The 24,548-nt window shown below is 70.4% G+C and carries 21 protein-coding genes; 10 read left to right on the top strand and 11 right to left on the bottom strand.

Annotated features, from left to right (window positions below):
• Nucleotides 1-17 precede the first annotated feature (17 nt).
• From QZV94_RS04640 to QZV94_RS04630, 3 genes are read right to left on the bottom strand one after another with little or no spacing between them, the layout of a single operon-like run.
• Entirely contained in the window at nucleotides 18-1,043 is a 1,026-nt protein-coding gene (locus QZV94_RS04640; protein WP_293676638.1) for a hypothetical protein, read from the bottom strand.
• Nucleotides 1,040-2,662: a hypothetical protein gene (locus tag QZV94_RS04635; protein WP_293676637.1), complete on the bottom strand. Its 1,623-nt coding sequence runs from the start codon at nucleotides 2,660-2,662 to the stop codon at nucleotides 1,040-1,042. Before QZV94_RS04635 ends, QZV94_RS04640 begins: the two co-directional genes overlap by 4 nt.
• Complete coding sequence (locus QZV94_RS04630) at nucleotides 2,659-4,608, bottom strand: hypothetical protein (RefSeq protein ID WP_293676636.1); 1,950 nt, start codon at nucleotides 4,606-4,608, stop codon at nucleotides 2,659-2,661. The genes QZV94_RS04635 and QZV94_RS04630 overlap by 4 nt, the downstream gene beginning before the upstream one ends.
• A gap of 106 nt (nucleotides 4,609-4,714) precedes the next feature.
• Here QZV94_RS04630 and QZV94_RS04625 point away from each other — a divergent pair, with 106 nt between their 5' ends.
• Nucleotides 4,715-5,812, top strand: a complete 1,098-nt coding sequence (locus tag QZV94_RS04625; protein ID WP_293676635.1) for a hypothetical protein — start codon at nucleotides 4,715-4,717, stop codon at nucleotides 5,810-5,812.
• Here the strand turns inward: QZV94_RS04625 and QZV94_RS04620 are convergent.
• Genes QZV94_RS04620 through QZV94_RS04610 form a run of 3 tightly spaced genes read right to left on the bottom strand, consistent with a single transcriptional unit; the run spans nucleotide 5,775 to nucleotide 8,523 of the window.
• The gene (locus tag QZV94_RS04620) at nucleotides 5,775-7,169 is read right to left on the bottom strand and encodes a hypothetical protein (protein WP_293676634.1); all 1,395 of its coding nucleotides are present in this window, start codon (nucleotides 7,167-7,169) and stop codon (nucleotides 5,775-5,777) included. The genes QZV94_RS04625 and QZV94_RS04620 overlap by 38 nt on opposite strands.
• Nucleotides 7,166-7,528, bottom strand: a complete 363-nt coding sequence (locus QZV94_RS04615; RefSeq protein WP_293676633.1) for an EamA family transporter — start codon at nucleotides 7,526-7,528, stop codon at nucleotides 7,166-7,168. The genes QZV94_RS04620 and QZV94_RS04615 overlap by 4 nt, the downstream gene beginning before the upstream one ends.
• A complete protein-coding gene (locus QZV94_RS04610) occupies nucleotides 7,525-8,523 on the bottom strand; it encodes a glycosyltransferase family 2 protein (protein ID WP_293676632.1) in 999 nt (332 codons plus the stop codon). Before QZV94_RS04610 ends, QZV94_RS04615 begins: the two co-directional genes overlap by 4 nt.
• 174 nt (nucleotides 8,524-8,697) lie before the next feature.
• Here QZV94_RS04610 and QZV94_RS04605 point away from each other — a divergent pair, with 174 nt between their 5' ends.
• On the top strand, nucleotides 8,698-9,531 hold the full coding sequence (locus tag QZV94_RS04605; protein ID WP_293676631.1) for an ABC transporter permease: 834 nt from the start codon (nucleotides 8,698-8,700) through the stop codon (nucleotides 9,529-9,531).
• Complete coding sequence (locus tag QZV94_RS04600; protein WP_293676630.1) at nucleotides 9,528-10,280, top strand: ABC transporter ATP-binding protein; 753 nt, start codon at nucleotides 9,528-9,530, stop codon at nucleotides 10,278-10,280. Before QZV94_RS04605 ends, QZV94_RS04600 begins: the two co-directional genes overlap by 4 nt.
• Here the strand turns inward: QZV94_RS04600 and QZV94_RS04595 are convergent.
• Nucleotides 10,277-11,917, bottom strand: coding sequence for a glycosyltransferase family 4 protein (locus QZV94_RS04595; RefSeq protein ID WP_293676629.1), 1,641 nt, complete (start codon nucleotides 11,915-11,917; stop codon nucleotides 10,277-10,279). The genes QZV94_RS04600 and QZV94_RS04595 overlap by 4 nt on opposite strands.
• A gap of 199 nt (nucleotides 11,918-12,116) precedes the next feature.
• Here QZV94_RS04595 and QZV94_RS04590 point away from each other — a divergent pair, with 199 nt between their 5' ends.
• The 4 genes from QZV94_RS04590 (at nucleotide 12,117) to QZV94_RS04575 (ending at nucleotide 17,095) form a co-directional block, all read left to right on the top strand.
• Complete coding sequence (locus tag QZV94_RS04590) at nucleotides 12,117-13,283, top strand: acyl-CoA dehydrogenase family protein (protein WP_293676628.1); 1,167 nt, start codon at nucleotides 12,117-12,119, stop codon at nucleotides 13,281-13,283.
• A 115-nt stretch (nucleotides 13,284-13,398) separates the two neighbouring features.
• Nucleotides 13,399-14,346: a thiamine pyrophosphate-dependent dehydrogenase E1 component subunit alpha gene (locus QZV94_RS04585; RefSeq protein WP_293676627.1), complete on the top strand. Its 948-nt coding sequence runs from the start codon at nucleotides 13,399-13,401 to the stop codon at nucleotides 14,344-14,346.
• Between the two features lie 11 nt (nucleotides 14,347-14,357).
• Nucleotides 14,358-15,329, top strand: coding sequence for an alpha-ketoacid dehydrogenase subunit beta (locus QZV94_RS04580; protein ID WP_293676626.1), 972 nt, complete (start codon nucleotides 14,358-14,360; stop codon nucleotides 15,327-15,329).
• Nucleotides 15,326-17,095, top strand: coding sequence for a 2-oxo acid dehydrogenase subunit E2 (locus tag QZV94_RS04575; RefSeq protein ID WP_293676625.1), 1,770 nt, complete (start codon nucleotides 15,326-15,328; stop codon nucleotides 17,093-17,095). The genes QZV94_RS04580 and QZV94_RS04575 overlap by 4 nt, the downstream gene beginning before the upstream one ends.
• 16 nt (nucleotides 17,096-17,111) lie before the next feature.
• Here the strand turns inward: QZV94_RS04575 and QZV94_RS04570 are convergent, their stop codons facing one another.
• Nucleotides 17,112-17,660 (bottom strand): glutathione peroxidase, encoded by a 549-nt coding sequence (locus QZV94_RS04570; protein ID WP_293676624.1) that lies wholly within the window; start codon nucleotides 17,658-17,660, stop codon nucleotides 17,112-17,114.
• 168 nt (nucleotides 17,661-17,828) lie between these two features.
• Nucleotides 17,829-20,198 carry a heavy metal translocating P-type ATPase gene (locus tag QZV94_RS04565; RefSeq protein ID WP_293676623.1) on the bottom strand — a complete coding sequence of 790 codons (2,370 nt, stop codon included), beginning with the start codon at nucleotides 20,196-20,198 and terminating at the stop codon, nucleotides 17,829-17,831.
• 76 nt (nucleotides 20,199-20,274) lie between these two features.
• Between QZV94_RS04565 and QZV94_RS04560 the strand changes: the two genes are divergently transcribed.
• The 3 genes from QZV94_RS04560 to QZV94_RS04550 all read left to right on the top strand — a co-directional run bounded on the left by QZV94_RS04560 (nucleotide 20,275) and on the right by QZV94_RS04550 (nucleotide 23,239).
• Nucleotides 20,275-20,547, top strand: coding sequence for a metal-sensitive transcriptional regulator (locus QZV94_RS04560; RefSeq protein ID WP_293676622.1), 273 nt, complete (start codon nucleotides 20,275-20,277; stop codon nucleotides 20,545-20,547).
• A gap of 53 nt (nucleotides 20,548-20,600) precedes the next feature.
• Nucleotides 20,601-22,292: a copper resistance system multicopper oxidase gene (locus QZV94_RS04555; RefSeq protein ID WP_293676621.1), complete on the top strand. Its 1,692-nt coding sequence runs from the start codon at nucleotides 20,601-20,603 to the stop codon at nucleotides 22,290-22,292.
• 203 nt (nucleotides 22,293-22,495) lie between these two features.
• The gene (locus QZV94_RS04550; protein ID WP_293676620.1) at nucleotides 22,496-23,239 is read left to right on the top strand and encodes a copper resistance protein B; all 744 of its coding nucleotides are present in this window, start codon (nucleotides 22,496-22,498) and stop codon (nucleotides 23,237-23,239) included.
• Between the two features lie 10 nt (nucleotides 23,240-23,249).
• On the opposite strand, the gene QZV94_RS04545 is transcribed toward QZV94_RS04550, so the two are convergent.
• Both QZV94_RS04545 and QZV94_RS04540 read right to left on the bottom strand, forming a co-directional pair.
• Nucleotides 23,250-24,056 (bottom strand): alpha/beta fold hydrolase, encoded by an 807-nt coding sequence (locus QZV94_RS04545; RefSeq protein ID WP_293676619.1) that lies wholly within the window; start codon nucleotides 24,054-24,056, stop codon nucleotides 23,250-23,252.
• 132 nt (nucleotides 24,057-24,188) lie between these two features.
• Nucleotides 24,189-24,548: alpha/beta hydrolase (locus tag QZV94_RS04540; protein WP_293676618.1), on the bottom strand; the 360-nt coding region annotated here is incomplete at its 5' end.

The following is a 24,548-nucleotide window of genomic DNA, read 5'->3' as shown; positions in this document are numbered from 1 at the left end:
AGTATCCTCCGTCGGCGTCAGGCGCCTTCGTGTTCGAGCCATTCTTGGAAGCTGCCGCGCCCGGAGGCGAAGGGGTTGGGGAAGGCCTGTTGCAGGTCGATGCGCTCGCGATAGAGCACCCGCTCGCTCTTGGCGATAGGCCGCCCGTCGTCATAGGCGGCGAAGGCCCAGTACCGCTCGGGGATCGCCGGATCGGTGGCCGCGGTCACCAGGCGCTTGTACCAGCTCCAGATCTCGTAGACCGGGAAGTTCCGCCCGGCGTAGCGGCGGGTCATGGTGTCGCCCAGCGGACCCAGCTTGGTGAAGTGCCAGAAGCGCAGGACGACTCCGTTGACGGTGATCCGGCCGTCCTTCTCCACGGCGACCGTCCGTTTGGAGAGGTTCCAGCTGGCGACGTTGTAGCCAGGATCGCGGATCACCTTCACCCGGTCGAACAGGGCCGGGACGTGGTCGCACCAACGCTGATCCACGAACAGGCCGCTGGGCATGTCGTCGTAGCAGTAGTGGAGCAGCCGGTCGTTCCACCAGCGGGCGAACCGCGCGCCCTCCCCGCTTGTCCGGATGGCCACGAAGCCCAGGTTGAAGATGCCCGTGCGCGAGGCCGACAGGTCGTTGTCGCGGATCGCCATGTCATCGTCGTTGGCGTCGACCAGGTGCGGGGTGAGCAGGATGTCGTGCTCCTCCAGCCACCCTTCCAGCGGCGAGAGCGTCGCCAGCGCCGCCGTGTCGGGATCCATGTAGATCACCGCGTCGAAGCCCCAGCCGCAGGCCTGGTGGATGAAGGGCCCCTTCACCGCCGTGCAGACCTCGACGACGTCGTGCTTGAAGAGCCATCCCTCGAAATCCGGGATTCCCAGGTCGCTGGCCCAGACCAGCCGGTCGAACGGCTCGTTTGCCGGATCGAAGGCGAAGCCCTCCGGGGGCCGATCGGTGATCAGGGCCGCCAACTCCCAGTCCGGGTGATGCTCCCGCAGGGTCTGGAACAGCACCCGCGCCCGGTTCAGGTAGGAGAAGGTGAAGCTGGAATAGCAGAGGATCTTCATGCGGTCGGCTCTTCGGCCAGATCGAGGGTTAGCGCGCTGAAGGCGAGGTCGTAGAGCATCGGCTGCCGGTTGGCGCGCGCCAGGCGCCGCACTTCACCGGTCTCGAAGGCCGCCCTCAGCGCCGCCTCGTCCGCCAGCACCTGGCCGTGGCCGGTCGCCTCGACGAAGGCCGCGACATTGCCGCTGTCCGGGCCGGTAACCACGGCGCACCCGGCGGCGGCGGCCTCATAGGCCACGAAGGAGAAGGTCTCACGGCAGATCGCCCAGACCAGCACCACATCCACTTCCGCCGCCGCCAGCGCGTCCCGCATCGCCAGCGGGGTTGCGGCGCTCACCGAAACGGCCTGGAACGCGGCGCGGGCCGCCGGCTCGGGCCTCACGCCCAGGTGCAGGAACTCGTAGCGCGGGTCCTCGGCGAACCGGTTGGCCAGCGCCTGGAAGAGCGGCCAGCCTTTGTGCGGCGCCGGCAGACCCGCGAAGGCGACGCGCAGCGCCCGCGGCTCCGCGGCCACCGGAGCGGGGCCGCACGGCGTGAGTGTCGCGTGGGGCAGGATCGCCGTCGCGACGGCCCTCAGCTCGGAAGCGGCGCGCCAAAGGTCCAGGGTCACCTGCGAGGGCGAGACCACGGTCAGGTCCAGGCGGTCGAACAGCCGGGCGTGTTCGCTCGCGTGGCGCGCCCGCCACGGCCCATAGAGACAGATGCCGCAGGCGGCGCTGTCCGGCGGAGGGGCGGCGCAGTCTTGCACGTCGTTGCGCAGCAGGTGGAAGCCCGCGCATACGCTGGCGAAATCGTGCAGCCAAAAGACCCCCGCCCTCAGCCCCGCGGCCTCGAGGATCGCCACCGTTTCGTCGGCCGCATGGCCCAGGAGGCTGTGGATGGCGAAGCTGCGCGCCTTGCCGACGCCGATCCGGGCCAGCACCGCGGCGATATCGGCCGCCGCGAAGGAGCCGACGGCAACGCCGTTCCAGACGACCCCCAGCAGGTCCGGATCGGCGGCGGTCCGCACAACCGGCCACGGCCTGGCCGGGTGCAGGTGCAGGTGGTCGCGGCCCAGTTCCGCGAGGCGCGCGGCCTCGCGCTGAATGGCCAGCTGCAGCCCGCCGACATTGGCGCTGAAGTCATCGTGGCTGAAGGTGATGTGGAGGCGCGCCAAGCCGTCCCGCGACGACGCCAACGCGGCGGCCAGCTGGGCCCGCGGCCCCGCTGCGACCTCGCCGCGGGTGGCCGCGGCGACGCGGGCCTCGAGCGGGACCAGCCGCTCGATCACCTCGTAGCGGAAGCCCAGCACCGGCTCCGGAGCCCAGGCCTTGGGCCGCCCGGAGATCAGGTAGTGGACGAAGGGGTTGAACCCGCTGGTCTCCGCTTCCGGGAACGCCGCGCGATAGGTGCGCACCGAGAACTCCGGCGTGGGATCACGTCCCTCGAGCCAGCCGAACGCCAGGAAGTGCTCCAGCGGGTCGCCCCCGCCCTCCGCCACGTCGGGGTTCATCTTGAGGTAGAATCCGGCGTCGAAGGCCGCCGCCGCGATCTCGCGATCCGTGCGTACGCGCATCGCCTCGGGCTCCGCCGACTTGCGTTGCAGGCGCCCCGCCACCGCTGCGATCAACCTCCTGCTCATGCCGCGTCGGTCAGCTCACCGCTCAGCCCGCTGTAGTTCAGGTCATACAGCGCGACATCCCGGCGGCTGCGCGCCAGGGCTAGGATCTCGCCGGAGGCGAAGGCCTCCATCAGCGCCGCCTCGTCGGCCAGCACGCGTCCGAGGCCCGTGGCGGTGACGAACGCGGCCACGTTGCCGCTGTCCGGCCCGGTGATCACCGCCGCCCCGGCGGCGGCGGCCTCATAGGCGGTGAAGGAGAAGGTCTCGCGGCACAGGGGCCAGATCAGCGCCGCGTCGAGCTCCAGCCCCTCGACCGCCTCTTGCATGGCGCGCGCCTCCCCCGTGTTCGCGCCGACGGCGTGGAACGCGACGGGCGCGGCCGGATCGCGACGGACGCCCAGGTGATGCAACTCGTAGCGCGGATCGCCCGCCAGCCGCTCGGCCAGCTCGCGAAACAGCGGCCAGCCCTTGAGCGGCGTCGGCACGCCCAGGAAGCCGAGGCGGAACCGTCGGTGGGCGAGTCGACGAGGAGAGGTGCGGGCTGGACCCCGCGGCGTCAGCTGCGCATGCGGAAGGACCACGGCCCTACGGGCTGGCAGGTCGCCGTGGCTCCTCCAGAAGTCCAGCGTGGTCTGCGCCGGCGCTACCACCGTCAGCGACAGCTGCTCGAACAGCCGGCGGTGGGCATTCATGTGCCGCGCCCGGACGGGGCCGTAGACGCAGACCGCGCAGGCGGCGCTGGCCGGCGGCGGCGCAGCGCAGTCGGCCACGTCGTTGCGCAACAGGTGGAAGCCCGCGCAGAGGCTGGCGAAGTCATGCAGCCAGAAGAACCCCTGCGTCATGCCGGCCGCGGCGAGGATTTCGACAGTCTCGTCAGGCTCGTGGCCCAGGAGGCTGTGGATGGCGAAGGTCCGCCGTCCGGGGCCCGCGGCCGCTCCGGCCAGCGCTTCGCGAACGGTCGCCGGCGCGAAGGCGCCCAGTCGCTCGCCATCAAGCATTACGCCCAGCGGGCCAGGATCGGCGGCTGTGCGGACCATCTGCCAGGGCCCCTGCGGGTGCAGGTGCAGATGCCGGGCGCCGCGCTCGGCGAACCGCGCCGCCTCGCGCCGCACGCACAGCTGCACGCCGCCCGCGTGGGCCAGGTAGTCGTCATGGCTGAAGGTCACGTGCAGGTAGCCCAGGGTTCCAAGGCCCTCGGCCAGCTCGGCGACGGCCCCCACGGCGATCCCCGCCGCGGCCGCCTGGGCTTCGGCGATCCGCTGCTCCGCCGGCTTCAACCCGGCGATCACGTCATAGCGGAAACCCATCTCGTGCCGCGGCTTTCGCCCCTGATCGCGACCGATGATCAGGTAGTGGGCGAAGGGGTTCACACCGCTCTCGGCGACGTCCGGATTGGTCTCCAGGTAGTGGCGCACCGAGAACCAAGGCGTTGGATCGCGGCCCTCGAGCCAGCCGGTGATCAGGAAGTGCGCCAGGAGGTCCATGCCCGAAGCGCCGACATCGGGATTGACGGCGTCGTAGAAGGTCGCGTCGAACCGGGCGGCCACAGCCACCCGCTCCTGCGCCTTGGAAATCCGGGGCCCCTCCGCCGCAGTCCGCACCGCACCCTGCGGCGGGAGGGTTCCGAAGGCCTCGAACCGGAACGGCTCGGGCCTCCAGTCCACGACACTGAAATAGGCGACGGCGTGGCGCGAGGGCCGAACCTCGCGGCCTTCGTAGCGGCCCACGGTGAGGAAGTGGCTGAACGGCTCCACCTGCCGGCGCTCCAGCTCCGGATCGTCGGCCAGGTAGAGCTGGGACGAGAACCAGGGCGCCGGGTCCCGCGGCTCCCGCCAGCCGTGATCCAGGTAGTGACGGAACGGGTTGGCGCCCAACGGCAGGTCGTCATAGACCGTCGAATAGAAATCCGGATCGAAGGCCGTCGCGATCACCCTTTGGACTTCGTCGTCGAGGGGCCTGACGGCCATGGAGCTGAGGTTCCTTGCGGGGCGGCGAGGGGTGGTGTGCAACAGATGCCCACCCCGATCAACCGCTTGCAGCGCCCGCCGCGCGCCCCTACGACCCGAACCCAGAATGCCCAGGACGCCGCCAGCCCGAACCGCCGCCGCAGCGCCGCGCACCGCCTATCTGGTGCTGGGGATGCACCGCTCCGGCACCTCGGCGGTTACCCAGCTGCTGGCGCTGGCGGGATGCGCCCTGCCAGCCAACGTGATGCCAGGCGACGAGCACAACGCGAAGGGCTACTTCGAGCCGTGGAAGATCGCGGTGTTCAACGACGAACGCTTGCGCGCGGCAGGTTCGGCCTGGGACGACCCCTTCGCCTACCCTTTCCGGCCGCTGCCCCCGACGCAGGAAGCGGCCTGGCGCCAGCGCGCCGTGGAGCTGTTCGATGAGGAGTTCGGCGCCGCCGCCTTCCCGCTGATCAAGGACCCCCGCGCGACGGTGCTCATGCCCCTGTGGCGTGAGGTGCTGGCGGAGCGCAACGTCGCCGCCAGGGCGGTGATCCCGGTGCGCCATCCGTTGGCGGTCGCGGGCTCACTGGCCCGTCGCGACGGCTTCACTCCGGCCAAGTCGGTGCTTGTGTGGGCCTCCTACATGCTGGCCGCCGAGGCCTACACGCGAGACCTTCCCCGCGCCTTCACCGGCTACGATGCCTTGCTGGCCGACTGGCGCGCCGAGATGGGCCGGATCGAGGCCGCCCACGGCGCCCCCCTGCCCGCCCTGACCCCGGAGTCCGCGCGCGAGGTCGACGCCTTCCTGACGCCGGAGCTGCGGCACAACGCCGGTAATGGCGCGATGGCCGAGCTCGGCTGGGCCGGCGAGATCGCAGACAGCGTCCACGCCTGGTTCGCGGCCAAGGCGGCCGGGGGCGACCCGGACCCCGGCGCGCTGGACGCGGCGGCCGCTGAGCTGGCCCGTCGCCAGGCGGAGATCGGAATGCTGGTCTCGCCGGCCGCCCGCGACCTGGCGGCGGCCCGCGCCGAGCTGGCGGAGGCGGAGCGGCGCCTGGCGGTGGCGCAGGCGCTGGAGTCGGCACTGCGCGCCGACATGGCCCGCGAGCGTCAGGTCCTGGAGGCCGGCTGGAAGGCCACGGCGCGGCGGCTGGAAAAGGCCATGGCCGCCATGGCCCAGATCAACCTCGAGCTCGACGCCGCGCTTTCGGACGAGTGAGGTTCGGGTCCAGCGCCAAGTAGAGCACGCCGGTGATCGCGGCGGTGTCCACCAGGTAGAGGTAACGATAGTCGCAGGCGAGCGAGATGACGAAGAAGCTGGCCGCGAAAGCAAGCGACCCTCCCATCAGGCCGGCGATCGCCAGGTCCGCCGGCTCGCGCCGCCACAGCAGCAGCAGCCCCACCGCCAGGGCGACGAGAGCGTAGGTCACGTGGCTGTACGCCGGCGTGTCCAGGAACCAGGTGACGTAGTTGTAGAGCCGCCAGTCATCGTGGGAGAATCTCCGCGTCATCTTCAGGTCGGCCATCGCCGCCGGCGGGCCTTCCGCGCCCACGTGCACCGGCAGGCAGAAGTCGATCACCGGCGTCTCGAACACCTGCCGGAAGTCGGCGGCGCGGACCTTCAGATAGAGTCGGGGGTTCTGGGTGATCAGGTCGAGCCATTCGGCGCGGATCACCTCGTCGGGCACGCTCAGGATACGCCGGCCAAGCGCCGGGTCCCTGGCGAGCGTGTCGACGCGCTGGGGCGAATAGACCGCCGCGGCGCCGGCGCGGATGGCGTCGTCGATCGTGGGGTCGAAGCGGTCGATATGGTGGAGTGGTACGGGCTCGTGGGCCGCCGCGCCAACGATGTCGTAGGTCTGCAGAATCCGCAGGCCCTTGTCGCCGGCCGAATCCGGGCGGCCCACGCCCTGGGGCTGGGCCACCATGCTCAGCACGAGCGTAGCGGCGGCCACCGCGCCCAGCCACACACCAGCGCTCAGCAGGCTGCGGCGCCACCCCGCCGCAGGTGAGCCGGCCCAGGCGATGGCCACGGCGCCGGCGCCGGCGAGGAGCAGGCCGTTCTGGCGCAGGAGCCCGGCCACGGCCAGGAGCAGGGCAGCCAGCGCCAGCAGCCCCCACCGCGCCGCCGGAACCCGACTTTTCAGCGCAAAAGCCAGGACCACGAAGCCTGCGATGGTAGACTGGGCGAACCAGACGTCCTTCCAGATGATCGCCGGATAGATGAGCACTTGCGGAAGCGCGATGGCGGCCAGCGCCAGCACCACGGCGAGCCAGGAAGTCCGGGGACGAAGGTTCGCCAGGCCCGCCCAGGCGGCGAACAGCACGGTTGCGCCCACGCCCATCGCGAGGGCCGAGCCCGGCACGATCCGATCCGCCTGGCCCAGCAGCCAGCCGAAGATGGCTGGGTTCCACGTCTCGCGCGCCTGGAAGCGGCCCTCGTGCAGGGCCAGCACCGAATCCACGCTCATGTGACCCGGCGCGTTCAGCCGCCAAAGCAGGACTAGGCCGCCCAGCAGCACCAGCCGGTAGATCCAGCGGACCCCCCGGTCCGGCGCGCGCGCCGCCTCGCTCATGCCGGTCTGACAATCAGGAAGAGACCGGCCAGCATCAGCAGGTACCCGACCGCCATCGTCCAGTGCGCCGGCTCCTTGAACACCAGCCAGCCGGCCAGCGGCACGAGGCACGCGCCCACCAGGGAGAAGCCGTAGGCCAGGCTGAGCGGCACGCGGGTCAGCACGTAGAACCACAAGAGCGCGGTCAGGCCGTACCAGGCGAAGGCGCCGATAAGCGGGTAGTTCTGCGCCACCCGGATGAGAAACGGCCCGGTCAGCTGCTTGTCGTAGTCCGCGCCCAACTTGAACAGGATCTGGCCCAGCGGCAGGACGACCGAGAACAGACTGCAGAGGCCGATGTCCTTCGGAGACAGGGTCACTCCTCGGTCTCCAGCTCGCGCAGGACGATCAGATACGGGTGGATCGGCCGGCTGGGCACGTTCAGCACGTCGAAGTTCATCGCCTGCAACAGGAACTGCACCCCAAGGATCACGGGCAGGGCGGCCAGCATGACCACGCCCGCGGAGGCCGCCTGACCGGGGATCCGGTTGACCAGATAGCTCGCCGCGTAGCCTGCCCCGAACAGCAGGAAGAACAGGCCGAACACCAGCTCCAGGGTGGCGGCGGAGAAGTCGCGCACGAAGTACTGGCCGATCACCCGCTGGGCGAAGTTGCGGACATGGCGCAAGGCGAAGGGCCCGACGATGCGGCCGATGCGGATGTTGGACACCTCGTCGGCGTAGCGCGCGGGCATCGGAACGTCGCGCACCACGGCCCTGAGCGTGCCCAGGTGGTAGAGCAGGTCGGTCTCGAAGAAGAACCGGCGGCTGACCTGCTTCTCCATCACCAGCCGCGCCACGTTGGCCTCGATGGCGGTGTAGCCGTTGGTCGGGTCGAAGATGTTCCAGTAGCCGGTCGAGACCTTGGCCGCGAAGCTGAGCATGGCGTTCCCCAGCACGCGGACCGTCGGCATGCTGGTGAGATGGCTGATCGAGGTGAACCGGTTGCCCTTGGCGTAGTCGGCCTCGCCCAGGAGAATGGGCGCGACCAGCTGGGCGGCGTAGTGCAGGTCCATCTGGTCGTCGCCGTCGACCTTGACCAGCACCCGGCCGCCGCGCCGCGCCGCCTCGGCATAGCCGGCCAGGGTGGCGCCTCCGACCCCTTGGTTCTTGGCCAGCCGCACCACCACTACCCGTGGATCGGTGTTCTCGGCCTCGATGAAGTCGGCGGTGTTCTCCGGGCAGGCGTCGTCTACGCAGACGATGCCCTCGAACCAGGACGGCGCCGAGGTGATGACCCGCATGATGTGGGCGCGCACCTTGTAGCAGGGCACCACCAGCCAGACCCCGGCCTCCTCCAGGGAAAGAGCCGCCATGGCGCGGTCTTTGGCGAATTTCGGGATGGGGTTCATACGCTCGGGTTCAGCCTAGCGCCCGGCTAACATGGAAGGCCCGGATATGGCAAAGCGGCCGGGCCCGCGCGCGCCGGGCCGGTCCTTGCGCCGCGAGAGGCGCCCTGATACCTCGCACGCCTTCCGTCGGAGAGCACATTGCAGACCGCCACCCACATGCTGCGGACCGGACGGCATGGCGCGCTGTTCCAGCTGCAGATGGCCGTGCGTGACCTGCGGAACTCCTTCGGGCGGATCGGCCTGGCCTGGTCGCTGGCCTGGCACGACGTCGGCTCGCGCTACCGCGGCTCGATCCTGGGGCCGTTCTGGATCACGCTCAGCATGGGACTGATGGTGCTGGGGATCGGCTTCCTCTACGCCAACCTCTTCGGCATCGCGCTGAACGTCTTCCTGCCGTACGTGGCGCTCGGGATCGTCTTCTTCGGCGTGATCACCGGGACCGTGACCGAAGGTTGCGACACCTTCGTCAAGGCGGCCGGGATGCTGTCGCAGACCAGCCTGCCGATGTTCACCTTCGTGTGGCGCACGATCTTCCGCAACCTCATCAACCTGGCCCACCACCTGGTGATCGTGGTCGCCGTCCTGGCCTACTACGGCTACTGGCGCTCTGCCGACATTCCGTTGGCCCTGATCGGCATCGCGCTGATGGTGGTCAACGCCGGCTGGCTCTCACTGCTCGCGGGAATCGCCTCGGCCCGGTTCCGCGACATTCCCCAGATCGTGGCCTCGGTGATGCAGTTCGCGATCTTCGTGACGCCGGTCTTCTGGCTGCCGGACCGGTTCGGCGACAACCACGCCGTGCTGCAATTCAACCCCTTCTACCACCTGCTGCAGGCGGTCCGCGCGCCGCTGATGGACAAGGCCGTCGAGCCCGGCAGCTACGTGGTCCTGGTCACCATGGCCGTGGTCGGCTGGGCGCTCACCTTCGCCGTCTTCGCCCGCACCCGCCGCCGGATCGTGCACTACCTATGACGCGTGACCCTGTCTCGATCACCTGCACCGACCTGACCCTGCGCTTCCCGGTCTACGGCGCCGACGCCAAGTCGCTGAAGAAGGCCCTGGCCCGCGTGGTGGCAGTAGGCGGCGCCCTGGGCCGCCACGCCGGCGTCACCGACGTCACCGCGCTGCAGAGCGTGAACCTGCGCCTGAAGGCCGGCGACCGGCTGGGGCTCATCGGCCACAACGGCTCGGGCAAGACCACCCTCCTGCGCGCGCTCTCCGGCGCCTACGAGCCCGACGAAGGGACCATCGAGGTGCATGGCCGTATTGCCGCCCTCCTGGACCTGGGCCTCGGCATCGACCCCACCGCCACGGGGCTCGAGAACATCCGCCTGCGCGGCCGCATCGCCGGCCTTACCGCCCGGGAAGTGGAGGAACGGATGGAGGAGATCACCACCTTCACTGGCCTTGGACCCTTCCTGGCCATGCCGGTGAAGACCTATTCGGCGGGGATGCAGGCCCGCCTGGCCTTCGCCGCCGCGACCGCCGTCGAGGCGGACGTTCTGCTGATGGACGAGTGGATCGCCGTCGGCGACGCGGAGTTCCAAAGGCTTGCCCACAAGCGGCTCCTGAAGCTGGTGGAGCGGGCGGGCATCCTGGTGCTGGCCACCCACGAGGTCCCGCTCCTGAAGCTCTACTGCAACAAGGTGATGCGCCTGGACGGCGGCGTCGCCTCCGAGATCGTCGACATCCGCAAGCTCGACGAACTGCTGGCGGCCTAAGCCAGCCAGTCGACGAAGCCGTACTTGGCCATCCAGGCGAGCCCTAGTTCGAGCGCACGCCGCTCAGCCACCGGAAAGGCCAACAGGACATCTCGCACCTGGATGCGGCCAGCCTCTGCGATGAGGGCCAGGGCCTGCGCGCAAAGGTCGGGCCCGGACCGCAGGCCGGCGAAGGCGCCGTCCAGCGGCGCGTCGGCGGCCGCGCCGATGTCTTCGGCGGTAACGCCGGGGACCGCGGACAGCCAGGTGTCCAGCGTGAGTGGCTCGGTCGCGAACGCGGCGAACGTGCGGAAGGGGTCGCTGCGAACGGGGTCGGCGACCGTGCGGCGCGGCGGATCGACCGCCACGGACCGCATGGCGGCCAGTTCGTCGGTCAGGGCGCGCACCTGGCGCGCCACCACCGGCCAGTCGTACGTCTGGGCGACGCGCGCGCGGCCGGCCTGCCCCATCCGCCGGCGCAGGTCCGGCGAGGCGATCAGCTCCGCCAGCGCCTCGGCGCAGCGGCCTATGTGGACCGCCGTATGTTGCGCCACCGCGCCCGCCAGCGCCTGGTAGGTGACCAGCTCCAGCAGGTGCCGCTCCACCAGTCCCGCACCCAGACCGCCCCCACCGCCGCCCAGCAACGTCGGGATGAGGAACCCCTCGACACCGTGCCGTACCGTGGCGCGATAGCCATCCCAGTCGCTCGCCACCACCGGCAGGCCCGCAGCCATGGCCTCCAGCGGGGTGATGCCGAAGGTCTCCTGGATGTTGTCCACCAGCGACAGGAAGATGTCCGCCCCGGCCCACAGGTCGCCGACCGCGGCCGCGTCGTTGCCGTCCAGGAACCGGACGTCGACCCCCGGGGCGTGGGCCCGCGCGGCGGCCTCAAAGCGTTCGCGGTCGGCGGCCTGCGGGAACCAGCCGGCCAGGGCGAAGGCGACCTTGGGGCCCCTGTTCGCCGCGGATTGGGCCCTGGCCTGCGCCACTGCCTTGAACATCGGCTGCGGAAAGGCCTTCTCGAAGTACGACAGCCGTCCGACCCACAGAACCAGCACGTCGGCCTCCGCCAGGCCGAACTCGGCGCGGACCCGCGCCCGCGCCTCGGGCCGGTCGGCGCGGGCGGCCAGCGCCGGCCCGTCGACCCCGAGCGGGATGATCGGCAGCATCGGGTGCGGCGGCGGTCGACCGCCGGTTCGCTCCGCCAGATGCTCGCCCCAGCCGCCCAGCATCGCCTCGACGTTCTCGCGAACGGCCGGCGAGGTGCAGACCAGCGCGTCCCAGGGCTGCGTGGGGGCCACGGCGGTGTCGGCGATGAACTGCCGGATCGCCGGCGGGGCCAGGGTGTGGATCCAGCCGACGAGGCTGTAGGCCCGGTCCGCCTTCTCCCGGCGGCGCAACCACGCTAGGTCGGCGAGGTACGGCTGTCCGCGCAGCAGCACGCCCGCGTCCCGCGCCGCCCGCGACCCCGGCAGCATCGCCCAGGACAGTTCCGGCCGCGGCCCCTGGCCCTCGAACAGCGCCTCCGCCAGCGCCTTCGTCGAGGTCGGCCGCAGGCTCAACACGTCGACGCGCTCGTACCCCCCATGCTGCGCCACCGCGCGCCATAGCTGCAGGTTCGCCACGTCCTTGCCGAACGGGTTGCGCGCCAGGCCCATGTCGCCCGGCGGATGGAAGATCGCGACCCGCCCGCCAGGGGAAGCGCGGCCATTTGGGGAAGCAGGGTCGTGACTGGCGCTAATGAGGGCTTGTACCCGCCGATGCTCCGCGGCGTCGACCATCCGCCCGCGGAGGCTTGCCATCCCCCGCGGAAGGCAGCGCCCGTCTCGGCCGCAGCGCAAACTCGGAGAGCCGACCTTGGCGAGCCACGACCCGCTCCTGACCGCCCCGCTGCTGGACCTCATCGCCGCCCAGGCGGCGCAGGCCGACGCCACCCGTTCCGTAGCGCCCGAGGTCATCGCCGCCCTGAAGGGCAACGACGTCATGCGGATGTCGGCCAGCCGTGAAATCGGCGGCCTCGAGGCCAGCGTGTCGGCCATGGGCCACGAACTGGAGGCGGTGGCCGCCGCCTGCGGCTCCACGGCCTGGTGCCTGTGGAACCACCTCTGCGTCTTCCATTTCTACTGCGGACTGCTGGGCCCCGCGCACATCGATGTCTTGAAAGCGGTGACGGCGCAGCGCCAGTGGGTGTGCCTGCCGGGCGGCGCCGGAACCGCGGTGAAGGGGCGGCCCGACGGCGACGATGTAATCCTGGAGGGCGTGGCGGCCTTCGGTTCCGGCCTGCGGTACGCCGACCACGTGGGCGTGCCGTTCCTGATGTCGGGCGACAAGGCGCCCAGCTTCGCCCTCCTGCGCACGAACCAGCCCGGGGTGCAGATCGATCCCACCTGGATGGCGCTCAGTCTGCGCGCCTCGTCCACGGACCACGTCCACTACGAGGGGGCGAGGATCGCGGCGGCGCGGGTCGTGCCGTTTCCCGTGCGCTCGCGCGAGACGTTCCGGGACCCCGACTTCGCGGTGGTGAATCGCCGCTACCGCGAGGACTGGGTGGCGCTCTCCGACCTGTGGCTTGGCTGCATGGCGGTCGGGGTGGCGAATGCGGCCCTGGACGACGCCTGCCGGGGCATCCAGGGCCGCGTGGCCATCATGGGGACGAAAATGGTGGAGCGGCCCACCATCCACGTGAACATCGGCCAGGCTGGAGCCTTGGTCCGTGCGGCCCGCGCCGCGGTCTATGGCGAGTGCGCGCGGATGGACGCCCGCATCGCGGACGGCCGGATTCCGACCGAGAGCGACTACCTCGACGCCCTGGCCGCGACGATGATGGCGATCCGGTTCTGCGACGACGCCATGCGCCTGATCCTGCGGGTGCTCGGCGGCAACGGCCTGCGCGAGGGCCAGGCGTTCGAGCGCCGATATCGCGACTTCCAGGCGATGCCCCTGCACATCAACGCACATCCCGACCGGGTGTCCGAACAGCTGGGTCGCCACCTGCTGGGCCTGCCAACCGAGAACGCGTTCTAAATTTGACGGACCTTTACCCTGCGAGCGGTCTTCCCAGCGCCGCCTTAACTCGCGATTGTAGGCGTCCGTCCGCCTGGCGCGGACCGGCGACGATGGCCTCGGGAGGACGAGCGGCATGCGCAACGACGTTTTGGCGGACATCTTCCGCAAGAGCCTTCTGACCCGTGTCTTCGAGGACCGGTTCGTCAAGCTGGCCATGGAAGGGGTCGTGCCCCCGCTGCTGCACCCGGGCGCAGGCCAGGAGGTGGCCCAGATCGCCGCCATCGCCGCGCTGAAGGACGACGATCCGGTGCTCTACGCACACCGGGGCACCGGCTACATGATCGCCCGCGGCGTCAGCATGCGCGCCATGCTCGCTGACTGCGCCGGCCGCGCCGGCGGCACCAACAACGGCAAGGGCGGCATCATGCATGTCGTCGACACCTCCAAGGGCATCTTCGGCGAGAGCGGGACCCTGGGCGGCGGCCTGGTGATCTCCGTCGGCATGGGCATGGCCGTGAAGAAGAAGAAGACGGGCCAGGTGGTGGTCCACTTCTTCGGCGACGGCGGCTCCAACCGCGGCACCTTCCACGAGTCGCTCAACTGGGCCGCGGTCCAGAAGCTGCCCTGCGTCTACATTTGCGAGAACAACGGCTGGGCGGTCTCCGTGCCGGTGAGCGAGAGCACCGCGGTGGAGAACATCGCCGACCGCGCCCACGGCTATGGCATCCCGGGCGTGATCGTCGACGGCGCCGACCCGGCCGCGGTGATGGATGCGGTGCGCACCGCCGCCGAGCGCGCCCGCTCCGGCCAGGGACCCACCCTCATCGAAATCAAGGCCATCCGCCTGCGGGGCCACTATGCGACCGATCCCCAGGACTACCGGGCCGACGCCGCGGAGGTGGCGAAGAATGACCCACTGGAGACGCTGCGCGCCCGCGTGATCAGCATGGGCCTGATGACTGAAGCCGAGGTCGAGACCCTGCTCACGGAATGCGAGGCTGAGGTCCAGCAGGCGGTGGAGGAGATGCAGGCCTCACCGCCATTGTCTCCCGAGGCGGCGTTCGAAGACGTGATGGTCTGAAGGAAATGGCGATGCGCACGATCACCTACGCCAAGGCGCTCAACGAGGCGCTGGACGAGTCCCTTCAGGCGGACGAGGACGTCATCATCTACGGCTGCGACGTCGGCCGCTGGGGCGGCATCTTCAAGATCACCGGCGGCCTGCAGACCAAGTACGGCGCCGACCGCGTGTTCGACTCGCCGATCTCGGAGAACGTGCTGGTGGGCGCCGGGGTCGGCGCCGCGGTCATGGGCCTGCGACCCGTGGTCGAGCTCCAGTTCGCCGACTTCCTGATCACCGCCGGGGACGAGGTGTTCTTCAAGGCCGGCATGTGGCGGTTCATGCATGGCGGCGCCTTCAAGGTGCCGATGGTGCTGCGCCTGCCCTCAGGCGAGACGGGCGCCGGCCCCGAGCACTCGGCCTGCCCCGAGGCCTACGTCATGCACTCGCCGGGCCTGCTCTGCTGCGTGCCCTCGACGCCGGCCGACGCCAAGAGCCTGCTGAAACAGGCGATCCAATCCGACAACCCCGTGATGTTCTTCGAGCACCGCAGGCTCTACCAGCAGCGCGGCGAGATCGATGACGACGCGCCGCTGATCCCGTTCGGCAAGGCCGCCATCCGGCGTGAGGGCCGACACGTGACCATCGTGGCCTGGCAGATGATGCTGAACCGCGCTCTGAAGGCGGCCGAGACCCTGGCCGAGGAAGGCATCGAGGTCGAGATCATCGATCCGCGTACGCTCGCGCCCTTCGACTTCGACACCATCCTCACATCGGTGAAGAAGACCGGCGCCTGCCTGGTGGTCGAGGAGGGCTATCGGCGCCTCGGCGTCGGGGCCGAGATCGGCGCCCGGCTGTTCGAGGAGGCGCTGCCCTATCTGGACCGGCCCTTCCGCCGCCTGGCCATCCCCGACGTTCCGATCTCGTCCATACCGGCCCTGGTGAACCGGATCATCCCCACCGTGGACCAGATCGTCGCCACGGTGCGCGAGATGGCGGCGTGACCGATCATCCGCTCATCATGCCCAAGCTGGGGCAGGCGATGGAGTATGGGGCCATCGCCGAGTGGCTCGCGGCGGACGGGACGGTAGTGCGCGCGGGCCAGGCCGTGGCCTCGGTGGAGTCGGACAAGGCGACATTCGAGATCGAGGCCACGAAGTCGGGCGTGATCCACCACCTGGCCGGCGTCGGCGACGAGATCCCGGTCGGTGAGCCGTTCGCCATGATCGGCGAGGGCGCCGAAGCGCAGACGGGCGGCGCCTACGCCCTGCCCACGGATGGGCCCGCGGCTGGAGCGGCGGCGGTTCAGCCGGCAGCGCCCGCGGCCGCCGCCGGCGCCCCGGCAGGCGTATCGGCGGACCGGCCGTTGGCCTCGCCCAGGGCCAAGGCGCTCGCCCACCGGCTGGGGGTCGACCTCCTGCGCGTGGCCGCCCACCGCGCCGACGGACTGATCGTGGCGGCCGACGTCAAGGCGCTGGCAGCCGCCGGCCGTCCGCTGGCCTCGCCGAAGGCCCGCGCCGTAGCGCAATCGCTGAACGTCGACCTAGGCCAGGTCGCGGCGCACCGGACAGACGGCCTGATCGTCGCCTCCGACGTCGAAGCCGCCGCGACCCGAGCGCGTCCGGCGCCGCAAGCGACCGTGGCCGCCGCCCCCGCCGCCGAGGCGGGCGTCGCCTTGACCCGGCTCCAGCGCGTGGCGGCCGACCGCCTCTCACGCTCCTGGGCGCAGGCCCCGCACATCGTCCAGATGGTCGAGGTCGATGCCGCGCAGCTGGCAAGCGCCTCCACCGCCCTACGGGAGGCAGGCGGGCGCGGCACGCTGAATGACCTGCTGATCAAGGCTGCGGCCGACTGCCTGGCCCGCTTCCCCGCCCTGAACGCCCGCTTCGCCGGCGATCGGCTGGTTCCCCTGGGCGAGGTGGCCATCGGCCTGGCTGTCGCCACCGACGCCGGCCTGACCGTGCCGGTGGTGCGCGGCGCCGACCAACTGAACCTTGGTGAGATCGCCGCCAGGACGCGCGAGCTGATCTCCGCCGCCCGATCAGGGCGCCTCAGCGGGGGCCAGGTCGGCGGGGCCGGCCTGACGATCTCCAACCTGGGCGCCTACGGCATCGCCTTCGGCACCCCGGTCCTGAACCTCGACGAGCCGATCCTGGTGTTCGTGGGCGCCATGGAGGAGCGGCCGATCGTCCGCGACGGCCAGGTCGTGGTCGGCTATCGGACCACCCTGAGCATCGCCTACGACCACCGCGTGGTGGACGGCCTGGCGGCCGCTCGGTTCTCCCGCGCGCTGAAGACCCGCCTGGAGACGGTGGCCGAGCTGCTGCCCGGACCGGCGACGCCGCCGGCTCCCGCGTTGGCTGATCGCGAACTGCGTGTCAGCTCTCAGGCTGACGCCCTGGCGGTCCAGGTGCGCAGCGCCCGCCATGCCTGGACCGTCGACGAGCCCGCCGCGGTAGGCGGCCGAGACGCCGGGCCCGATCCCGTGACCCTGGTGCTGGGCGGGCTGGCCTCCTGCATGGTCATCGCCTTCAAGCTGGCCGCAAGACGTCGCAAGGTCCCGCTCGGCGAGGTCCGCGCGCACCTGACGGCGAACCCCGAAGGCAAGCTGACCGGCGCCGCCATCCGCCTGGAGGCGTGGAGTTCCGCGCCGGAGGTGGACGTGCGCAAGCTGCTGGCGCCCGCCAAGGCGACCTGCCTGGTGCACGACATGCTGCGACCCGACCTGCCGATCACCATTGACCTGGACGTTCACCCAGCCGCGGATTGACGGCCGCGAACGCGCCTCAGCCCAGCTCGGACTCCACCGCCTGCACGACGAGAGCGTCGTCGGGCGCCACGTCAGGGGCGAAGCGGCCCACGACCTTGCCCTCGCGGTTCACCAGGAACTTCTCGAAGTTCCACAGCACCTCAGGCTCTGGCGCCGTGTCGATCCCGAAGCCCTTCAGGCGCGCACGGAAGTCCTCGCCGGGCTTGGCCTGCGCCTTCGGGGCAGCGCGGGTCAGGGCGTCGTAAAGTGGGTGCTTGTCGGCGCCGGTCACGGTGATCTTGGAGAACATCGGGAATTTCACGCCGAAGTTCGTGGTGCAGAAGCTCTGGATCTCCGCGTCGCTGCCGGGCTCCTGCTCGCGGAAGTCATTGGCCGGGAAGCCCAACACCTCGAACCCGCGGTCGCGATAACGTTCGTAGAGCTTCTCCAATCCTTCGTACTGTGGCGTCAGCCCGCACTTGGAAGCGACGTTCACCACCAGCAACACCTTGCCGGAATAGTCGCCGAGGCTGGCCGCCTGCCCATCGATGGTCTTCAGCGGCACGTCCTGGATAGCAGTCGTCATGGTGGGCTCCTCCGGCATCTGCGCTCGGCCCAGGCTGCGTTCCGCCGCACCCCGTTCGCCGACCGTTCGGCGCGCAGAAGAACGCCATCTGGCAAAGCCGGTCAACGGGCGTCGCAGCCGCTCGCCCAGTGTCCGGCGTGCCGCCTCGTGGTTCGCCTGCACGCGGTGCTACAGCCGCACGCCCCTTAGCCGCAGGGCGTTGCCGACGACGCTGACGCTGGAGAGGGCCATGGCCGCCGCCGCGATCGCCGGTGACAGCAGCCAGCCGAACACCGGATAAAGCACGCCCGCCGCCAGCGGGACGCCGGCCAGGTTGTAGGCGAAGGCGAAGAACAGGTTCTGGCGGATGTTGCCCATCACCGCGCACGACAGCCGCCGCGCCTTCACAAGGCCCTGCAGGTCCCCTTTCAGCAACGTGACGCCTGCGCTCTCGATCGCCACGTCGGCGCCCGCGCCCATGGCTACGCCGACGTCCGCGGCGGCCAGCGCCGGCGCGTCGTTCACCCCGTCGCCCGCCATCGCCACCTTGCGACCCTCAGAGCGAAGCCTCTGCACGACATTCGCCTTGTCCTGCGGCAGGACCTCCGCCTCCACCTCGTCGATGCCGAGCCGCCGTGCGACGGCTTCAGCGGTGGTGCGGTTGTCGCCGGTCAGCATCACCAGGCGCACGCCGTCCGCCTTCAGGGCCCGCACCGCATCCGGAGTGGTCGGCTTGATCGGATCGGCAATGGCGATCACCGCCGCCGCCGCGCCATCGACGCCCATGAAGATGGCGGTCGCGCCATCCCTGCGGAGCGCCTCGGCTTCAGCGTCGAGCGCGGAGGTGTCGATCCCCTGCTCCTTCAGGAACGTTCCGGATCCAAGGATCAAGCGCAGGCCGTCCACCGCACCGATGACACCCTTGCCCACGGGCGAGTCGAAGTCCTGGGGCGCCGAGAGCGCCAGGCCGCGCTCGCCGGCCGCGCGGACGATGGCGTCCCCCAGCGGATGCTCACTGCCCCGCTCCAGACTGGCGGCGAGCCGTAGGACGTCGGGTTCCGCGAACCCGGCGGCGGGACGAATGGCCGTCACGGCCGGTCGGCCTTCGGTCAGCGTGCCCGTCTTGTCGATCACCAGCGTGTCGATCGTCTCGAGGCGCTCGAGAGCCTCGGCGTTCTTGATCAGCACGCCCGCGCGCGCGCCGCGTCCCACGCCCACCATGATCGAGATCGGCGTGGCCAGTCCCAGGGCGCACGGGCAAGCGATGATCAGCACCGAGACGGCGGCGACGAGGCCGAACGCGAAGCTCGGCTCCGGGCCCACCGCCGCCCAGACAGCGAACGCGATCGCCGCGACCCCGATCACGCCGGGGACGAACCAGCCGGAGACGCGGTCGGCCATGCGCTGGATCGGCGCCCGGCTGCGCTGCGCCTGGGCCACCATCTGCACGATCTGCGAGAGCAGCGTGTCGGCCCCGACCTTCTCGGCCCGCATCACGAAGGAGCCGGTCTTGTTGATGGACCCGCCGATCACCCTCCCACCGGGCTCCTTCGTCACGGGCATGGACTCGCCGGTGACCATCGACTCGTCGATCGCGACGCGACCCTCGACCACCGCGCCGTCCACCGGGACCTTCTCGCCGGGGCGCACGCGCAGCCGGTCGCCCGGCTGGATCTGGTCCAGGGTGACCTCTTCGTCGGCGCTGCTGTCGGCGCGGAGGCGGCGGGCGGTCTTGGGGGCGAGGTCCATGAGCGCACGGATGGCGCCTGACGTCTGCTCCCGCGCCCGGAGTTCCAGAACCTGGCCCAGCAGCGCCAGCACCGTGATCACGGCGGCCGCCTCGAAATAGACGGGGACGTTGCCCGCGCTCGTCCGGAAGCGCGGCGGGAAGAGCCCCGGCGCCAGCACGGCGACGACTGAATAGGCCCATGCGACGCCCACTCCCATCGCGATGAGCGTGAACATGTTGAGGTTGCGGGTTCTGAGCGATGCGACCCCTCGCTCGAGGAAGGGCCACCCGGCCCAGAGCACCACCGGCGTCGCGAGCGCGAACTGCAGCCACGCGGAGCGTTCGGCCGACAGGTAGTGGTGCAGGTCGACGAGATGCCCGCCCATCTCCATGACGACCACCGGCAGCGCGAGTACGAGCCCGACCCAGAACCGCCGTGTCATGTCCTGGAGCTCATGGTTCGGCTGGGCCTCGGCGGTCGCCAGCTCCGGCTCGAGCGCCATGCCGCAGATGGGGCAGCTCCCGGGACCGACCTGGCGCACCTCGGGATGCATCGGGCAGGTATAGGTCGCGCCCTGCGGCGGCTGCGGCTCTGGCGGCCGCGCGTCCCTGGTCAGGTATTTGTCGGGATCGGCCGCGAACTTCGTCCGACAGCCCGCCGAGCAGAAGAAGTAGGGGCGTCCCGCGTGCTCAGCTCGATGCTGAGCGGTGTGGGGATCAACGGTCATGCCGCAGACGGGGTCGATGGCGGCGTGGCGATGCTCGCCGTGGTCGCAGCCTTCATGGTGTCCCTGATGCGACTGCGCGTGTCGGTCATGCGTGTGGGTCATGGAATTCTCCTGCCACACATATATACCCCTCAGGGGCATATTTACAATTACCCTATGAGGGTATATCGACACTACCATGGACCGTCCCGACAAGCCCCGCCTCCTCAATCGCCTGAACCGTATCGAGGGCCAGGTGCGCGGCATCGGCCGCATGATCGAGGAAGACCGCTACTGCATCGACGTGCTCACCCAGATCCAGGCGGTCCGGGCCGCTTTGGCCAAGGTTGAGACCGAGATGCTGCGCGACCACCTGGGCCACTGCATCGAGAGCGCTATCGTCAGCGGTGACAGGGAGGAGCAACGGAAGAAGGCGGCGGAGCTGATCCAGCTGCTCGACCGCGCGCGTTGATGCAGGTCATGACCCATCCGCTCCGGCGGCCCCTCTAGCGATCAGGCACGACGATGCACGCCTTTGGCCCGGACCGCCGCCAGCTCCTCGCGCTCGCCGGCGGGGCAGCCTTTACATCTCTCCTGCCCGCCTGGGCGCGGAGCCAGACGCCCGGCCTCGCCCGCCCGGCCGCGCTCTCCGGTGAGCGGATCCAGCTCACAGTCGGCCATGCGCCGATCCGCATCGGGGCGCGCTCCGGCCACGCCGTCGCACTGAACGGCACGGTCCCTGGGCCGCTCATCCGCCTGAAGGAAGGCCAGGATGTCCGCATCGCGGTGACGAACCGGCTTGCCGAGGACACCTCCATCCACTGGCACGGCCTGCTGGTCCCGTCCCACATGGACGGGGTGCCCGGCCTGTCCTTCCCCGGCATCAAGCCGGGCCAGACCTTCACCTATGAGTTCCCGATCCGGCAGGCCGGAACGTACTGGTTCCACAGCCACTCGGGCATGCAGGAGCAGGCCGGGCTCTACGCGCCCATGGTCATCGACCCCGCGGGCGCCGAGCCGCAGCCCTACGACCGCGAGCACGTGATCGTGCTCTCCGACTACAGCTTCATGCATCCGCACGAGGTCCTGGAGAGGCTGAAGCAGGAGGCCGGCGACTTCAACCGCCAGCGCCAGACGATCCAGGGCCTGCTCGCCGGCGTGGACCAGCCGCTCGCGGAGCGTCTGCAGTGGGCGCGGATGCGGATGGATCCCACCGACATCCAGGATGTCGGCGCCGCGGTCTTCAGGTTCCTGATCAACGGGCATGGCCTGGACGAGAACTGGACGGGTCTGTTCAAGCCGGACGAGCGTGTGCGCCTGCGGGTCGTCAACGCGGCGTCGATGAGCATCTTCAACATCCGCCTGCCGGGCTTGCCGATGACCGTCGTCCAGGCGGACGGCCAGGATGTGCGGCCGGTCGAGGTCGACGAGTTCCAGATCTCGCCGGCCGAGACCTACGACGTGATCGTGCAGCCGGCCGACCGTGCCTACGCCTTCGTCGCCGAGGCCGCCGACCGCTCCGGAATGGTCCGGGGCACGCTCGCGCCGCGGCCGGGGATGACCGCACAGGCCCCGCCATTGCGGGAACGCCCGCTGTTGTCGATGCGGGACATGGGCATGGACATGTCGAGTCACGCCGGGCACGGCGGCGGCGGCGGTCATTCGATGTCCATGCGGGACCCGAAGAACGCGCCCCAGGTCAAGCTCGGCCCGGGTGTGGACATGATCGCCCCGATGCCGCTCGACCGAACCGGCGACCGCCCCACCGGGCTGGAGAAGGTCCCGCACCGGGTGCTCGTCTATCGCGACCTCGAGGCGCTCCGGCCAGGCCCGCAGCCCACTCCGACGCGCGCGCTCGAAATCCATCTTACGGGCAACATGGAGCGGTTCATGTGGTCCTTCGACGGCGAGAAGTTCTCCGAAGTCGTGGATCCCATCCCCTTCCGCCGCGGGGAACGGGTGCGCGTCACGCTGGTCAACGACACGATGATGAACCACCCGATCCACCTGCATGGCCACTTCATGGAGGTGGTGAATGGCAGGGCCGCCCAGCCGCGCAAGCATACCGTCACCGTCATGCCCGGCGGCAAGCTCACGTTCGACCTCACCGCCGACGCGCCCGGCGACTGGGCCTTCCACTGCCACATGCTGCTGCACATGCACGCGGGCATGTTCCGCGTCTTCACCGTGCGTCCGCTCGACGGAGCGGCGGCGTGAGACGTCCGGTGATGCTCGCCGCCGCGGCGCTCGCGCTGGCCTTGCCAGCCAGCGCACAGCCAGCCGATCCGCACGCCCATCATCGGCAAGCCGCGCCCCCACCAACGGCTGAGCCGGCAGCCCCGCCCGATGCGCATGCCCATCAAGGCGCGCACGCACCGGCCGCTGAACCAGCCGCCCCGCCTGATGCGCATGCCGGCCACGTGTCGCCGCCCGTCGTCTCCACCGCTGCGCCGCCCGTGCCGACCGACCGCGACGCCGACCGCCACTTCGGACGCCCCGCCATGGACGCCGCCCGAGAGGTCCTCCGCCACGAACACGGCGGTATCCGCTGGGCCAAGGTGATGATCGAGCGGGCCGAAGTGCGGCCCGGCTCCGGCGCCGACGGCTACGCCTGGGACGCGAACCTCTCCTACGGCGGTGACATCAACCGCGTCCTCCTGCGCTCCGAGGGCGAGGGCGCGGGCACACTCGAGACCGTGGAGTTCCGCGCGCTCGCGAGCCACGCGATCAGTCCCTGGTTCAACCTGCAGGCCGGCCTTCGGCAGGACTTCGAGCCTCGCCCACGCACCTACGCGACCCTGGGGGTCGAGGGGCTCGCACCCTACCTCTTCGAGGTGGAAGGGGCGTTGTTCTTGTCCGACAAGGGTGACCTCACCGCCCGGCTGGAAGCCGCCCTCGATCTGCGCCTGACCCAGCGGCTGATCCTGGAGCCGCGGGCCGAGGCGAACCTCGCCGCCCAGGACGCGCCGGAGCTCGGCATCGGCTCAGGCCTCTCCAGCCTAGAGGCGGGCCTCCGCCTGCGCTACGAGGTCCGACCGGAGTTCGCCCCCTATGTCGGGGCGCACTATGAACGCAGTTTCGGCCGCACCGCCCGCTGGCTGACCGCAGCCGGCGAGGACCGCGGCGACCTGCGCTTCGTGGCGGGCATCCGCAGCCGGTTCTAGACGGACGCCATCAGGACTTCACCTTCCTGGCAGCGGCCAGGATGGCGTCGACGAACTCGCCGTAGAAGCGCGGCGTCACGTCGTGTCCCATTCCCGGAACGATGCGAAGCTCGGCGCCCGGAATGGCCTCGGCGCTGGCCCGCCCGGCGGCAACGGCCACCAGCGGATCGTCCTCGCCATGCAGCACGACGACCGGGATCTCGAGCCGGCCAAGCGCCTCCGTCCTGTCGCCGTCCGCTGCGATCGCCTGGCGCTGCCTGACCGACCCCGCGGGGTTGTAACCGCGCTGGAACGCCAGCAGGTCACGCTCCCGTATTTCCGCGTCGGTGAAGGCGTTGCGGCGGCTTCCGATGACCCGCGCGCGCTCGACGGAAGCCGCCAGATAGCCTTCCAGGTCGGTTCTCGGATCGGGCATGGGCTGGCCGAGGGCCGCGTTGACCTCCGGTGTCGACAGCGGGCCGAGATCCGCGCCCGTTGCCGACATGATGGACGTCAGGGACAGCACGCGGTCCGGGAAGTCGATCGCCAGGCGCTGCGCGATCATCCCGCCAAGCGAAACGCCGGCCACATGCGCGCGGCGCACGTTCGCCGCGTCCAGCACCGCGACGGCGTCCGAGGCCATCTCGCTCAGCGTGTACGACGTCTGCGGCCAGGTGGAGAGGCCGACGTCGCGATTGTCGAACCGCACGACCCGGTAGCCCCGCTCTACCAGAGCCTCGGACAGCCCGGGCCACCGGGTCATCTGCGCGCCCAGTCCGTTCACCAGCAGGATCACCTCGGCGCCGTCGTCACCAAGGACCTCGAACTCGAGCTCCACCGCTCCGTTGGTCGTGCGAGGCATGGTCCTCTCCAACTCCTTGCGCGGGCCAGTCGCGGCCTCTCAAGGCTCTTGTCCTATCGAACCGTATGGCGAGGCGCCATTCCAGGCTTTGCTGGCTAGGAACCGCCCCTACCGGGCGCCGATCGGATAGTGCTCCTCCAGGAACGCCATCATCACATCGTTGAACGCCTCGGGCCGGTCCATGTTGGCGACGTGTCCGGCGGCGGCGATCACCACCGGCCCAACGGCGCCATCGCGCCGCGCCCAGGGCCCTGCCACCTTCCGGATGTTGCCGAGGTCGTCTCGGTCACCGTGGGCGATGAGGGTCGGGCAATCGATCCGATAGCCCGGCTCCGGATGCAGCGCTGTCGCAACGCCCGCCGCAATCTGGCGAACCTCTGCCGCCGTCAGCGGCGCAATCATCCCGAGCAGCTTCTTGCGGGCCTCCTCGGTCACCGCAGACCCCCGCATCGCCTGGCGCTTGAAAGA

The organism is uncultured Phenylobacterium sp. (genome assembly GCF_902826855.1).
GTDB lineage: Bacteria > Pseudomonadota > Alphaproteobacteria > Caulobacterales > Caulobacteraceae > Phenylobacterium.
This window is presented reverse-complemented; position numbering and strand designations above follow the sequence as displayed.